Annotated in this window: 12 protein-coding genes; 2 read left to right on the top strand and 10 right to left on the bottom strand. The window is 49.8% G+C overall.

Going from position 1 to position 14,299, the window contains the following annotated elements; genetic code table 11:
* Positions 1-196: 196 nt before the first annotated feature.
* The 3 genes from nspC to AC6R1A_RS03215 form a co-directional block, all read right to left on the bottom strand.
* Entirely contained in the window at positions 197-1,330 is a 1,134-nt protein-coding gene (gene nspC / locus AC6R1A_RS03225; protein ID WP_500633324.1) for a carboxynorspermidine decarboxylase, read from the bottom strand.
* Between the two features lie 129 nt (positions 1,331-1,459).
* Positions 1,460-2,704 carry a carboxynorspermidine synthase gene (locus AC6R1A_RS03220; RefSeq protein WP_500627653.1) on the bottom strand — a complete coding sequence of 415 codons (1,245 nt, stop codon included), beginning with the start codon at positions 2,702-2,704 and terminating at the stop codon, positions 1,460-1,462.
* Between the two features lie 13 nt (positions 2,705-2,717).
* Complete coding sequence (locus AC6R1A_RS03215; RefSeq protein WP_500633323.1) at positions 2,718-5,606, bottom strand: pyridoxal phosphate-dependent class III aminotransferase; 2,889 nt, start codon at positions 5,604-5,606, stop codon at positions 2,718-2,720.
* 863 nt (positions 5,607-6,469) lie between these two features.
* Here AC6R1A_RS03215 and AC6R1A_RS03210 point away from each other — a divergent pair.
* Together AC6R1A_RS03210 and AC6R1A_RS03205 are read left to right on the top strand one after the other, a co-directional pair.
* Complete coding sequence (locus AC6R1A_RS03210) at positions 6,470-7,744, top strand: TolC family outer membrane protein (protein ID WP_500633393.1); 1,275 nt, start codon at positions 6,470-6,472, stop codon at positions 7,742-7,744.
* A 1-nt stretch (position 7,745) separates the two neighbouring features.
* Complete coding sequence (locus tag AC6R1A_RS03205; protein WP_487903721.1) at positions 7,746-8,363, top strand: OmpA family protein; 618 nt, start codon at positions 7,746-7,748, stop codon at positions 8,361-8,363.
* A 122-nt stretch (positions 8,364-8,485) separates the two neighbouring features.
* On the opposite strand, the gene mnhG is transcribed toward AC6R1A_RS03205, so the two are convergent.
* Genes mnhG through AC6R1A_RS03170 form a run of 7 tightly spaced genes read right to left on the bottom strand, consistent with a single transcriptional unit; the run spans position 8,486 to position 14,240 of the window.
* Positions 8,486-8,929, bottom strand: coding sequence for a monovalent cation/H(+) antiporter subunit G (mnhG, locus tag AC6R1A_RS03200; protein WP_500633322.1), 444 nt, complete (start codon positions 8,927-8,929; stop codon positions 8,486-8,488).
* A complete protein-coding gene (locus AC6R1A_RS03195) occupies positions 8,919-9,191 on the bottom strand; it encodes an MrpF/PhaF family protein (protein ID WP_334552313.1) in 273 nt (90 codons plus the stop codon). The genes mnhG and AC6R1A_RS03195 overlap by 11 nt, the downstream gene beginning before the upstream one ends.
* Before the next feature lie 7 nt (positions 9,192-9,198).
* Complete coding sequence (locus tag AC6R1A_RS03190) at positions 9,199-9,672, bottom strand: Na+/H+ antiporter subunit E (protein WP_500631160.1); 474 nt, start codon at positions 9,670-9,672, stop codon at positions 9,199-9,201.
* A 1-nt stretch (position 9,673) separates the two neighbouring features.
* Entirely contained in the window at positions 9,674-11,167 is a 1,494-nt protein-coding gene (locus AC6R1A_RS03185; RefSeq protein WP_334552315.1) for a Na+/H+ antiporter subunit D, read from the bottom strand.
* Positions 11,164-11,517: a Na+/H+ antiporter subunit C gene (locus tag AC6R1A_RS03180; RefSeq protein WP_334552316.1), complete on the bottom strand. Its 354-nt coding sequence runs from the start codon at positions 11,515-11,517 to the stop codon at positions 11,164-11,166. The genes AC6R1A_RS03185 and AC6R1A_RS03180 overlap by 4 nt, the downstream gene beginning before the upstream one ends.
* Complete coding sequence (locus AC6R1A_RS03175) at positions 11,518-11,955, bottom strand: Na+/H+ antiporter subunit B (protein WP_500627648.1); 438 nt, start codon at positions 11,953-11,955, stop codon at positions 11,518-11,520. It lies immediately after the preceding gene.
* Entirely contained in the window at positions 11,955-14,240 is a 2,286-nt protein-coding gene (locus AC6R1A_RS03170) for a putative monovalent cation/H+ antiporter subunit A (protein ID WP_500633321.1), read from the bottom strand. Before AC6R1A_RS03170 ends, AC6R1A_RS03175 begins: the two co-directional genes overlap by 1 nt.
* Positions 14,241-14,299 lie beyond the last annotated feature (59 nt).

The raw sequence follows: 14,299 nt of genomic DNA, 5'->3' as shown, positions 1-14,299 counted from the left end.
ACTCAGTACACACAGTTAACGCCTAATAGTCAAGAATTTAACCTAGATCATGGTTAATTGTAGCGAACCTGATACCAGATGCAGCTAAAGCGTCGAATTTTCAGACAATTCTGACGACAATAAAAAACCCTATCCGAAGACAGGGTTTGGGAGAAATGGCTTGTAGAACCGTCTATTCATCACATTATATTGATGTTTAACGGACACTCCATTGCGAGAGAGAGCGTTTGAAATCCGAGTAATCAAACTCGTTCAGCTTCTGTACCTCACCAGACGAGCGCTCGCAGTACACAGATGGCATGCGCAGGCCGTTGAACCAGTTCAGTTTCACCATGGTGTAGCCCGCGCTGTCAAGAATATGAAGGCGCTGACCAATCTCAAGCGGCTGGTCAAAGTGTGCAACACAGAATTGATCCCCAGCAAGACACGAACATGATCCGATCACATATTCATGCTCACCACCATCAGACGCTTCTAGAATCGAGGCAGGCTCGTTGTAAATAAGCGTATCTAAGCGGTGCGCTTCGGTCGCCGAATCAACAATCGCTGTTTTTTTGCCGTTCTCAACGATATCCACGACGGTAACCACTAAATCTGTGGTCTTAGTGATGATGGCTTCCCCCGGCTCAAGATACATTTGCACGCCATGCTTGTCGGCAAAGGCTTTGAGTGCTAGACCCAGCTTTTCAATATCATAACCTGGCCAAGTGAAGAAGACGCCACCGCCCATGCTCACCCAGTCGAGTTTATCTAGGTAGTCACCAAACTGATGAGAGATAGAATCGAGCAAGCCAATAAACGCATCGACGTCCTTGTTTTCACAGTTCATGTGGAACATCACGCCATCGATGCCATCAAACACCTCTGCATTAACGTGGTCCGCTTGCACGCCCAAACGAGAGAACTGACGCGCTGGGTTAGCCAGATCTTGACCTGCATAGCTGACACCTGGGTTGAGACGCAAACCAATCGACGCCTTGCCCTCAACGATATGACGGTACGCAGCAAGTTGTGATTGCGAGTTGAAGATCATCTTGTCGCAGATGTCTGCGACTTCACGCACATCCTCTTCACTGTAACCCACGCTGTAGGCGTGCGTCTCGCCGCCAAACGTTTCGTAGCCGAGTTTCACTTCAAATGGGCCAGAGCTGGTGGTGCCATCAAGATAGGGCTTGATGATGTCAAACACGCCCCAGGTTGAAAAACATTTCAGCGCCAACACCAGCTTAACACCCGAAATCTCTTTGAGCTGCTTGGCTTTCTCTAGGTTGTCAATCAACTTGTCTTCGTTGATCATAAAGTACGGAGTTTTCAATTCGTTGTGCATCACGAGTTCCTGCTTAAGAGTTCTACTGTGCTGTACCGCCACAGAACCCTAAATGACAAAAACAGCCATTGAACACGACCAATGGCTGCTTTGATGAGCATCGCTGGGTGTGGACTCACACCCGATACTCGATTATTTGAGTTTATGAATCACGGGTTGGCCAGGCTCGAGTTCCTGAACATGCCAATCTAGACCAATCTCAGGCATGGTCTCTAGGAACGGATCTGGGTCGAGCTGTTCCATGTTGAACACGCCTTTATCCGCCCATTTACCACGGAAGAACTGAAGCGCAGCCGTAATAGCTGGCACACCTGTCGTGTAAGAGATCGCTTGATGCTCCACATCTTGATAGGCGACTTCGTGGTCCGCATTGTTGTAGATGAACACGCTGCGCTCTGCGCCATCTTTCTTACCTTGCACCCAAGTACCGATACAGGTTAAACCTGTGTAGCCTGGCGCCAATGAGGTCGGGTCAGGAAGTAACGCTTTCAATACGTGCAGTGGCTGAACCACAGTGCCGTCATGCAACGTCAGCGGATCTGGGCTCAGTAGGCCAATATCACGCATCACGTTGAAGTAGTTAAGGTAACGATCACCAAAGCCCATCCAGAATTCAATGCGTTTTGCAGGGATGAACTCTTTCATTGAGCGCACTTCATCGTGCGCCATAGAGTACACCTTGTGAGCCCCACAATTAGGGAAATCAAACTCAAGCATACGAGAGTGACAAGGTACTTGCTTCCACTCACCGTCTTCCCAGTAGAAAGAATCGCCTTGGATTTCAAGCATGTTGGTTTCTGGATCAAAGTTAGTCGCAAACTTCTTACCGTGATCACCCGCGTTGACATCCATCACGTCAATCGTGTCGATTTCATCGAACAAGTGTTTCACCGCATACGCGGCAAATACCGATACCACGCCTGGATCGAAACCAGCGCCAAGAATGCCTGTGATGCCTGCTTCTTCAAACTTCTCACGGTAACCCCACTGCCAATCGTACGCTTCAGGCACTTGCTGACCTTCTGAGCACAAATCAACCGCTACCGAGGTATCTAGGTATGACACTTTTGCTTGGTAACACGCTTCCATGATCGCCATGTTGACCCAAGGAGGACCCGCGTTGATCACAAGATCAGGCTGAACCTCTTTGATTAAGGCAACCAGTGCCTCCACGTCGTCCGCATTCACTGCGCGCGCTTCTAGTTTCTTAGTTGAATCTTTCAGATTATTTTTCTTCTGAATCGATTCGATGATCTTCTCGCACTTACCTAAAGTACGTGATGCGATAGTGATATCACCGAGGACGTCGTTGTTCTGAGCCGCTTTGTGCGCGACTACCCAGCCAACACCGCCGGCACCAATCTGTAGAATTGCCATGGTCTTTGTTACCTTATTTTACTAGTTCAACCGCAAGCTGGTTGATGTCGTTTAATAGTTTCTCAAAATCTTTCAATGAAAGCGTTGGGTTCAAAATCGTAAACTTGAGAGCTGATTTGCCCGCAATGACGGTTTCGCCCAATACCGCAATACCGCGTACCAGCGCTTCAATACGCACTTTCTGGTTGAGTTTATCCAAGTTCGCTTCGTCACCCAGCGTGCTGCGGAATAGCACCGTCGATAGTGCAGGTCTGGCTAACAGTTCAAAACCAGGTGCCTCCTCAACCATATACGCCACTTGCTGAGTTTGCTCTAACAGGTGATCGTACATCTCACCGAGCGCCTTTGGTCCTACACTTTGCATTGTCATGAAGACTTTCAGTGCATCGAAACGCTTGGTGGTCGCGATAGACTTGTCGACCAAGTTTGGCAACTCATCGTGCTCACGGTTCAAATAGTCTGCGTGGTGAAGCAAGAACGCAAAGTTTGCTTTGTCGTTCACTAGCAAAGCGCCGCAGCTAATGGTTTGGAAAAACAGCTTGTGGAAGTCCACGCTGATGGAGCTTGCGCGCTCAACACCTTTGAGGCGACCTTTTGAGCCACTGAGAATCAGTGCACCGCCGTATGCACCATCGACATGCATCCAGAGTTCGTGCTGCTCGGCAACCTCGGCGATACGCTCAAGATCATCGATCGCGCCATGATCCGTGGTCCCTGCCGTACCGACAATCGCAAATGGAATCAAGCCTTGCGCTTTTGCATCCGCAACCACTTGCTCAAGCAGCTCTGTTTTCATGGTGCCGTCGATATTTGCTGGAACGGGTAACACTGCTTTCTCACCTAAGCCCATCCAAGAGGCAGATTTTTGCACGGTGAAGTGCGCATTAGCCGAACAGACGATTCGCAATTTGTCGGCGTAATCAGGCAAACCCAATTTTTGGATAGAGTGGCCAGAAAGTTTGTTGGCGATCCAATCACGCGCCAGCATAAGACCCATTTGGTTGCTCTGCGTGCCGCCGCTGGTCATGATGCCGTCGGCGTCTTGGCTCATGTCGTATTTGTCGCACAGCCAGTTAATCACTTTTTGCTCAACGTAAGTTGCAGAAGACGCTTGGTCCCATGAATCCATTGACTGGTTGAGCGCACCAATCATCGCCTCTGCCGCCACAGATGGCATCAAAGGGGGTGTGTGCAAGTGAGCAATACAGCTTGGGTGCTGAGTGAAAATGGCATTTTTCGCCACCAAGTCGGTCGTGCTGGCAATCACCTCTTTCAAGCTGGTTTCAGAGGCATCAAGGTTGACCGCATTGATTTGCGCTTCAAGCAATTTAGGATCCATACCTGAGTATGGTTTTTCCACTTGCTCAAACATCGCTTTCATCACATGCGTGGTGTGAGACATTACCGCCGCGAACTCATCCGCACCCTGCTCACCGGTGTGAATAAAGTGCTTGTTCCACTTTTGGTTGTCCGCAGGTGCTTCAACGTAATCCGCGCCAGCAGCAATCATCGCCGCTTCAAGTATGCGTAGCGCAAAATCAATTTGTTCAAACGAAATAATCAGCGGTGGTAGGAAACGGATAACCGAACCGTCACGGCCGCCTTTTTCAACCATCAAACCACGTTCCAGTGCCGCACGTTGAATGCGCAACGTCATCGCACCATCGGAGGCTGGCTCGCCAAACTTGTTCTTCTCGTCGCTGGTTTTCTTGATTTCAACGCCTAGCATCAAGCCTTTACCACGAACTTCTGCTACACAGTTGACACGCTTTTGGATATTTTCTAAACCAAGGCGCAGGTATTGACCGGCGATGTTAGCGTGCTCCACTAAGTTGTCACGCTGAATGATTTCAAGTGCTTTGGCACCAGAGACCATTGCCAACTGGTTGCCACGGAAGGTGCCCGTGTGCTCGCCCGGTTTCCAAGTGTCGTGCTGCTTGTTGATCACTAACAGCGACATCGGCATACCGCCACCAATCGCTTTCGATAGGCAGAGCACGTCTGGCACAATACCCGCCTCTTCAAACGCAAAGTTGTAACCTGTTTTCGCTACACCACATTGAATTTCATCAAAAATCAGCAGGATGCCGTGCTCATCACAGATACGACGCAGGCCTTGCAGCCAGAATGCAGGTGCAGGGATGACACCGCCTTCACCTTGAACCGGCTCAACAATAATCGCTGCCGGCTTCATGATGCCCGCTTCGTCATCATTCAAGAGACGCTCAATGTAACGAATGCTGGCTTTGGCGCCTTCCTCGCCACCCAACCCAAATGGGCAGCGCAGGCTGTAAGGGAATGGCATAAAGTGCACATCAGACATCAGGCCAGTACGACGCGCTTTAGTGCCTAGGTTGCCCATCATGCCCATAGTGCCGTTTGTCATACCGTGGTACGCACCACGGAAAGCAAACATGGTGTTACGACCGGTGGTCTGCTTCGCCAATTTGATCGCAGCTTCTACAGCGTCCGCACCTGAAGGGCCGCAAAATTGAATCACACAATTGTCGCCTAATTGCTCAGGCAAGAATTCCTTCACCGTCTTGATAAAGTGGGTCTTCGCTTGGGTGGCGATGTCCAATGTTTGATATGGCAATCCGCTGTCGAGCTGATCTTTCAGTGCTTGGTTGATCTCTGGGTGGTTGTAACCCAACGCCAATGTGCCCGCACCGGCCAGACAGTCGAGGAATAACTGACCGCGAGTATCTTCAACTAAAGCACCGTACGCTTGTTTAATCGCAATCGGTAGACGTCGAGGGTAAGAGCGAACTTCAGATTCGTGCTGTTGCTGATCAAGCAAAATTTGATCAGGCGTGAGATCATACAGACCATCCACAACAGGAATCTGAGTTGAAAAAGGGGTTGCGATAGCGTTGGTATCGACTTCAAAAGCTGTGCTCATGATAAGTTCCATTGAAACAATTTTCGGCCTTTTCCGAGATAAAATGGGAGAGGAAAAGGAACAGCAAACGGCTCGGTGTCGATAGCAAATCGCAACCAAGCATAAACAGACCATCACATGGGATGGATTCGACGTTTAGTAGAAAATCAAGGTTCAGTGATGCAACTGTCTTGTAAAACAGGGCACTCAGGAAGAACTAAGCTGATCAATGTGTGTTTATTTAGTGGATTCAATGTTGGGTTTCCCATTCATATGTCGCTATACGACAACAGTATCCCGTCTATCGATAAAAGGACTTATCGATACCTACCCTACGTGGTGTTCACTCAGCCCGAATGACCTCACGCGTGTCCCCCAGAGCGTCATTACGACTGCTCTCCGAGATTGCGCGCGAAAGTATCATAATTTGCCGGAAATTGGCAACTCATTTTCGCAATATCGAATCAAATTATTAATTAATCTATCAAAACAAAAGTGTTAATAGACCACGTCAATCGAAATGATTTCAGTTAATAAGCTGAATCAAAAAAACCGGGAGGTCATAAGAGCCATTGCGTGTAGCGGCATCTACGCAAGTAATAAGAAAATGAACGACAAAAACTCGGTATAAAATTGCGCCCTACCCCAAACTCAATGAGTAAAAACCACCTCCAACATCTCAAAAATGAGACAACACCTGTAAATGAGTACTACATTCGGTCATTTTTTGAATTTGCCCCTCTCACTTTGTCATTAGAAAGGCTAAGCTAGTAACAACTATAACGAAATACAAACACCTTATGTGACAGCGTCTTATCTGTAACGAGATGTATAGGGAGATCACCTTGAACTGGAAGTTATCATGCGTCGCCGCGAGCACACTGATGTTGAGCCTCGCAGCACAGTCACAAACGTTAGAACAAGCGGTGGCTTATACCATTGCCACTAATCCGGATCTAAAATCGAGCTACAATGAGTTCCGCAGTGCCGTGAAATCTAGCGATGCGGCAGTCGGTGCGTACTTGCCGAGTATCGATTTAGATGCGGGTATCGGTTATGAAGGAATTAACGATGCTGAAAGCGTAGGTGGAGGGAGTAGCGACCTCACCCGAAAGGAAGCGACCGTAAGCTTAACGCAGTTGCTGTGGGACGGTAACGCAACATTAAACGATATCGACCGCACCGCGGCGGATGCGGAGTCTTTGAGGCTACAACTTTTGTCGCAGGCTTCAGACCTTGCACTTCAAGTCACCGAGATTTACCTAGATGCCGTTAAAGCCTACGAGGTATTGCAGCTTTCAGAGAGTAACCTCAAGGTCCATAAAGACATCTACAAAGACATCAAACGTCGCGCCGACTCTGGCGTTGGTTCAACCGCTGATGTTACGCAGGTTGAAGCGCGTATCGCCAAAGCGCATGGTAACTTGCTAGCCGCGCAAAATAACCTCTTTGATACCCATACTCAGTTTCAGCGAGTGGTAGGTCAAGTACCGCTTGGGCTCATCTACCCGCGTGCTGACGAATCACGTATTCCTCTTACTCTGGAGGAGGCACTTGATCAGGCGATTGCCTCTCACCCTGTGATTCAAACCTCACACGCGGATGTTGATGCTGCACGTTTTCAATACAAGCAGTCTAAAGGTAACTTCTACCCCACGTTCTCTATTGAAGCGAGTCAAACTTGGCGAGATGACGCTGGCGGCGATGAAGGGCGGAGTGACGAAACCCTTGCCATGCTTCGCATGCGCTACAACCTCTATAATGGTGGCAGCGACAGCGATCTCTCAGAACGAGCGGCTTATCAACTTAACAAGGCCAAAGATTTACGCGACAACGCGTATCGTCAAGTAGAGGAAGGTTTACGCCTCTCTTGGAGTGCGCTTGATTTGACCTTGCAACAAAAGCAGTTCCTCTCCGACCATGTCGATTCTGCCTCAGAAACAGTGATTGCCTACGAGAAACAGTATCGTATCGGCCAACGTACCCTACTTGACTTACTCAACACCGAAAACGAACTGTTTGAGGCGCGTAAAGATTACCTCGACGCCCACTACGCTGAGCAGTACGCCAAGTATCGAGTGATGAATGCAACCGGCAACTTGCTCGACGCACTATTAGTGGATACGCCAAAAGAGTGGCAAGAGAAGATGGAGTATTAAGATGAACAAATTGATGCTATTCCCGTTTTCTCTGCTCAGTGTAGCGCTTGCCTTTACCGCACAAGCCGAAGACGATCAGTATGACTATATTGACACTCCCACAGCAGAACAACCGTTTGATCTCACCGATGACGACAGTGATGGCGTAGTGAACGCACGTGACTTCTGCCCCGGTACACCGTTGGGAGCCCTTATTGACAACGATGGCTGCGGCCAAGCCCTCGCGAAACGCGAAGAGTCGCAGCTGTTTATCTTATTTGCAAACAATTCGGCCGAAGTCGATTGGCAATATTCAACCCAAATTGAAGCGATGGCAGAGTTTCTTGCCCAATACCCAGAGACGTCTATACAACTGCAAGGCTACGCCAGTAAAACTGGCAGCGCGGAACGCAATCTAGAGCTGTCAAAGCTACGAGCAAATGCCGTTGAGCAAGAGTTACTCTACTATGGTGTGGAGCCTGAGCGGATCGCCATTGTTGGTTTTGGAGACAGCGCAGCCGAAGAAAGCGCGGGTGACGCGACTACTGAAGCCTTAGATCGCAAGGTGTCCGCCACCGTGGTCGGCATGAGCCGAGAAGTGGTCAAAGAGTGGACGATATTTACCACCATTCCTAAGTAGTCCTGTTCCAAGTGGCTGTTTAAGGATTGAGACGATAAACCTCTCTGATAGCAAAACCGCCCCCACTGCCAGCAGTGGGGGCGGTTTTCTTTACAGTATGACTACACTCGACGTCAAAGCAGTCACGATGCCGAAGGCTCGTCTTTGACTCCCGGCGTTTCCACCGCAGCGGGCATCTCTGCAGCGCTGGGGATTGCTTCGGTACAGTTTTGACTAGACAGTTGGTGCGTATCCATATCGTACTGCTCTTTGATGGCATCTTTTACCGTGCCTTCCCAAACAGGGACACCGACGAAGTAACTGGTCCGCGCCACCACATGCGCCGCAATCGGTGCCGTCACCATGATGAAAACGACAACCGCCGCTGCGCGAACGACGATGGCGGAATCGCTCCAAAAAACAATCGCAAAGGCGATCACCAGTAGACCCACACCTAACGCACCTGCTTTAGTGGTCGCATGCATACGGGTCAGCAAGTCAGGCATGCGGTTTAAGCCAATGCTGGCAAGGAGCATCAAGAAAGAGCCCAGCAGTGCAAATAGCGCAACAAAAAACTCAGTCATCATCTTGAATTCCTCTTTTCTCCAAAAAGCTCGAGAACCCGACAGCCGCCAGAAACGACGTCAACGCCAGTACAATAGCCACATCAATGAACGCTGGCTCTTGGTATGCCAGTCCATATAGCACGACCAAACCGACGGTAAGTGAGGCCATTAGCTCAAGCGCAACCACTCGGTCGGGTAGCGACGGTCCTTTCAGCAAACGAACCGAAGAGATCAGCAGCGCAAGAATTAGCATGGCAAAACAGAGGGTATATACAGTATCCATCGTCGCCTTACTCCATAATTTCCAGCACCATGGCTTCAAGCTTTTTCAGCTCTGCCACATGCTGTTGTTCATCTTCAAAATACATCAGGTGGACAAACAGGACTTTTTTGTCGGTGGACACATCCAGTGCTAGTGAACCTGGTGTAACGGTAATTAAGTTCGAAAATAGCGTGATGCCGGCATCGCTTTTAATGTCGAGTGGGACGGCAATCACCGCAGGCTTCATCAAATGCGTCGGCGTCAGTACATCGTATGCCACGCGAGCGTTCGATTTAACCAAATCCCAGATAAAGAACAGCGCGAACTTAACAAACTTAGGAAACTTACCGAAATAACGTTTGAACGCTGGCTGATCGCGAAGTACGTAAGCCAGCACCACATAGCTCAGCAACATGCCCCCAAAGAGATTTGAGATGGTGTAGGTGCCCGATAAGATCACCCACGCCAACGCCAATAACATATTCCAACCAAAGGCTTTCATCTTATTGACCTCCTAACACAGCATCGATGTATTGCGCAGGATCCAGTAGCTGATCCGCGGTCATGCTTGCGAGATTGACAAACCATTCTGCGTTAATACCAATCGTAACGGTGATGATTGCCATCAAGATGATCGGTAGGTAAAGGAAGAATCGCTCTGAATCTGACATCGCTGGCAACACTTCTGCATCCTCTGGCAGCTTCTTCCAGAACGCTTCCGCCCAAATTTTCACCATCGAATAGAGCGTCAGTAGCCCCACGGCGAGCGAAGCAATCACCCCTATCCATGCTTGCGCATCAATACCTGCCTTGATCACGACAAACTTAGCGAAGAAGCCTGACAACGGTGGAATACCCGCCAGAGACATGGCTGGGATAGCAAACAAAATCGCAAGGAACGGCGCGGATTTATACAAACCACCTAACCGACCCAGATCGTAACTGCCGTGCATACGATGCATCACACCACCGATAAGGAACAGGTTAGTTTTCACCACGATGTGGTGGAAGAGATAAAATACCCCGCCCAAAATCGCCAATGGCGTAAAGAGCGCCAAACCTAAAATCATGTAGCCAATCTGACTCACGATATGAAAAGACAAGATACGACGTACTTCAAACTGCGCCGCCGCACCCAGCACGCCCGTCACCATGGTGAAAATACCCATCCACATCAACAAAGTGCCGTGAGTAAAGGCGATATCACCGACAAAGATTAGGCTAAACACGCGATACAGTGCGTAAACGCCCACTTTCGTCAACAAGCCAGCAAACACCGCTGAAATAGCGACAGGCGGTGTATGGTAGGAGGCTGGCAGCCAGAAAAACATCGGAAATGCCGCCGCTTTGATGCCAAATGCCACCAAGAAAAGTAGTGAAATTACTGTCACCACTTGTGGGCTGTCTGTGGTCGCCAATTTTTGCCCCAGATCCGCCATATTCAAGGTACCTGCATAGGCGTAAAGCAAACCAATCGCACTGAGGAACAATGCAGAAGAGAGCAAGTTAAGCGTCACATATTTTAGCGCGCCCTCCATTTGACTGCGTTCGCCGCCCAAAATCAGCAAGCCAAACGACGCCACCAGCATGATTTCAAACCAAACGTAGAGGTTGAAAATATCACCGGTTAGGAAAGAGCCAATGACACCGGCTAACATCAAATGCAGTAGCGGGTAGAAGCCGAACTTTTCGTGCTCCTCACTCATGGTGGCCAAGGCATAAATGGAGATACAAAACGCCACGACTGCTGACACGGTGACCATAATCACCGCCAACAGATCCGCCACCATTGAAATACCATAAGGTGGCTGCCAGTCTCCCAAGGTGACCACTTGGATCCCATCGTTATAAACGGTGTAGAACAAGGTGACCGCGGCAATCAGCAACGCAAAATTAGAGAACACACTGATCCAGCGTTGCAGCGTTTGATGTTTCCACAGCGTCATCGACAACGCCGCGGCAAACATAGGGATCAGTACGGGCAATAGAAGCATCATAATTGTGAATCTGTACTCTTCATTTCGTTCATGTCATCTTGACCGATCACGCTGTAAGCGCGCTTAATCAGCACCACGGCAAAGGCTAATACGCCAAAGCTGATGACGATAGCAGTCAGAATAAGGGCTTGGGGCAGAGGGTCAGCAATCGCGCCCACCGGAGCCGTCATACCCTCAGCGATCAGTGGTGGCGCTCCGCGAACCAGACCGCCACCAGTAAAGATCAGCAAGTTGGTCGCATTCGACAGAATGATGAGGCCAATGACCAACTTCACCACACTGCGGCGCAACATCATGTACAGAGCAGCGGCGTAGAGCGCACCGATCACCAAAGCAAATAATGTGGTCATTTAATCCTCCAACTGTGCCAGTGAGAAAAGCAGTGTCGTCACCATGCCGACAACGACAAAGTAGACGCCCACATCAAACATCAGCGGCGTACTCAGTTTAAGCTCACCCAATCCCGGCACATTGACGTACCACCATTGCGCGGTCAAAAACGTGCTGCCAGATTTAATCACACCGACAAAACCGCTGAGCGTTGAGATAATCAATCCTCCACCCATCAGGTAGGTGCTGTCGATGCCAATCAACTTGCGTGTCTCTTTGGCATCAAACGCAAACAAATGCAATGCAAAGGCCGCTGACGCCACCAGGCCCGCGATAAAACCGCCGCCCGGTTCATCATGGCCACGCACCAATAAAAACACAGAAAACAGCAGCAACATCGGCAGCAGAAAGCGTGCGATGACCTGCAAAATCATAGAAGTACTGGTTTTGTTCATCATTAGTCCCTCTTCGAACGCAGCATCGCAGTCACACCAATCGCCGCCAACGACAAGACGAAAATCTCACCTAGCGTATCCAGTGCACGGTAGTCGACCAAAATCACGTTGACGATATTGCGCCCTTTCGCGATTGGTACACTGTTTTCAATCAAGTACCCGCTAATACCGCCTGGCATAGAGAAATGCACTACTGTCATCAATAGCGTCGCCATCATTGCACCAAACAACAGGGCGACGATGGTGTCACGCCAACGCACATCCGCGCTTGAGAGCGTTTGGAACTTAGGCAGTTTGAACAAAACCAACACCAACATGATGACCGTCAGAGTTTCAATCAGCACCTGAGTGATGGCCAAATCAGGCGCGCTAAAGAAGACGTAAATCAGCGCCATGGCAAAACCGAGTGCGCCAAGGGCCGCCACCGAGCTCAAACGTACTTTGGTCAAACAAGCAAACGTAATCACCGCAATGATCAGAATCGATAGGCCGATCTCTTTGAGCGTCACGTCAGAGAAATCCAAATCCCAGTGGAAACCAACGCGGGTAACCATGGCGTACGCCACCAAACCGATCGTCGTGAGGAAAATGGTCAAAATGTAGTTCGACATATAACCATTTTGCAGTTTGGCGGTACTCCATTTGGCGAATTTCACCATGTTGTCCATAAAGACAAAGTAACCCGCTTCCGGTCCGTAGTTCAGTAATGGTTTGGCTTTAATTGCACGTTTGCCGAGTTTATCCCACTGCTTAAACAGGAGGTAACCGACCACCATAGCCGTAATACTCAGCATCAGCGGAAGATTGAGACCATGCCACAGCGCGAGATCCACCTTACTCGCAGGATTACCGAGAATCGCCGTCGATGCAGATACAACAAGCGGCGAAGCCAATGAAGGAATCAAGCCAAGAACCAGACCTAACACCGAAAGCACCGTAAAGCCAAGACGCATTCCAAGCGGCGCTTCGTGCGCCTCTTTTGGCGTGGCTTTCTTCTCACCCCAGAAGGGTTTGATCACCAATAGCCCTGCACAAGCGGCAATAAAGATGGAGGTCAACAGCGCCATAAGCGCAAGCAACGCTGCCCAAGGGCTGGATAACACGCCTTCGAGCATCATCTCTTTACCGATGAACCCAAACAGAGGCGGTACCCCCGCTAGAGCTAGTGCAGCGAGAGACATGAACGCCGCAGTGTACGGCATCGCTTTACGTAGCCCACCTAACTCGCGCACATCTTTGGTGCCCGTTTCATGATCTATGGTGCCTGCCGCCATGAAGAGTGCACCTTTGTAGAGGGCGTGGCCAAGTAAGAACACCACCGCCGCCACCAGCGCCGCTTCCGTGCCGATACCAATCAGCATGGTCAAGGTTCCCAGTGCCATCACGGTTGAATAGGCCAAAATGCGCTTCAGATCCGTGCTGGTCACCGCCATAGCCGCGCCCAAGAGCATAGTGGTAGCGCCAACAAACGTCAGTAGCCAGGTCCAGAGATCATGCCCCGCCATCGTCGGTTGTAAACGCGCCATTAAATAGACGCCGGCTTTGACCATGGTCGCAGAGTGCAGGTAAGAACTGACCGGCGTCGGCGCAGCCATCGCATTAGGTAACCAAAAATGGAATGGGAACTGGGCCGATTTAGTAAAGGTGCCGCCCAAAATCGCCAACATCATCACGCTAAACAGCGCGTGCGTTTGCAGCTGCGTACCTTGCGAAAGAATCTCGTTGATCTGATAAGTGCCCGCAAGGCTGCCAAGCAGAATAATACCAGCCAATAGCGCCAAGCCGCCGCCGACGGTGACAAACAGACCTTGCAGCGCAGATTTACGCGACGACTCTTTTTCGTGGTAGTAACCGATCAGCATGTAAGAGGTAATACTGGTCAGCTCCCAAAAGACAAACATCGCCATCAGGTTGTTGGATAACACCACGCCCAACATCGCGCCCATGAACGCCATCAAATAGGTCAGCAGTTTGCGTTGATCCGGTTTGTTGGCCAGATAACTGCCCGCATAGATAACGACAAAAAAACCGATCCCAGAGATCAGCAGCGCAAAGAGTAAACTCAGGCCATCTAACCAGAAATCGAGACTGATACCCAACGAAGGGACCCAGTCATAACGAATCAGAAGTGGTCCTTGCTCTGTTATCTGAGTCCAAAAGGTTGAGAAATAGACAAACAAACCTGCGGGCAAAAGTGCCAACAGTTTGCTGGTCTTCTCACCAAATTGGCGAAACAGCCAAGGAACAAACGCTGCCAGGAAAAAACCGGACAGGACTGCATACAGCATCGAAAAAGCCTCCAAGCTATAAAGCGTTAGCTAAACTAGAACATGAGTGAAACTCACAC

The sequence above is a fragment of the Vibrio sp. R10-SG3-ISO3 genome (assembly GCF_059834225.1).
The sequence above is the reverse complement of the archived record's forward strand: the minus strand, read 5'-3'. Positions and strand labels throughout refer to the sequence as shown.

Coding starts and splice junctions, on each gene's coding strand:
- AC6R1A_RS03205 (WP_487903721.1), top strand. CDS start 7,746: ATGAACAAATTGATGCTATTCCCGTTTTCTCTGCTCAGTGTAGCGCTT.
- mnhG (WP_500633322.1), bottom strand. CDS start 8,929: ATGATGACTGAGTTTTTTGTTGCGCTATTTGCACTGCTGGGCTCTTTC.
- AC6R1A_RS03210 (WP_500633393.1), top strand. CDS start 6,470: ATGTTGAGCCTCGCAGCACAGTCACAAACGTTAGAACAAGCGGTGGCT.
- AC6R1A_RS03195 (WP_334552313.1), bottom strand. CDS start 9,191: ATGGATACTGTATATACCCTCTGTTTTGCCATGCTAATTCTTGCGCTG.
- AC6R1A_RS03180 (WP_334552316.1), bottom strand. CDS start 11,517: ATGACCACATTATTTGCTTTGGTGATCGGTGCGCTCTACGCCGCTGCT.
- AC6R1A_RS03190 (WP_500631160.1), bottom strand. CDS start 9,672: ATGAAAGCCTTTGGTTGGAATATGTTATTGGCGTTGGCGTGGGTGATC.
- AC6R1A_RS03215 (WP_500633323.1), bottom strand. CDS start 5,606: ATGAGCACAGCTTTTGAAGTCGATACCAACGCTATCGCAACCCCTTTT.
- AC6R1A_RS03170 (WP_500633321.1), bottom strand. CDS start 14,240: ATGCTGTATGCAGTCCTGTCCGGTTTTTTCCTGGCAGCGTTTGTTCCT.
- AC6R1A_RS03220 (WP_500627653.1), bottom strand. CDS start 2,704: ATGGCAATTCTACAGATTGGTGCCGGCGGTGTTGGCTGGGTAGTCGCG.
- AC6R1A_RS03175 (WP_500627648.1), bottom strand. CDS start 11,955: ATGATGAACAAAACCAGTACTTCTATGATTTTGCAGGTCATCGCACGC.
- AC6R1A_RS03185 (WP_334552315.1), bottom strand. CDS start 11,167: ATGATGCTTCTATTGCCCGTACTGATCCCTATGTTTGCCGCGGCGTTG.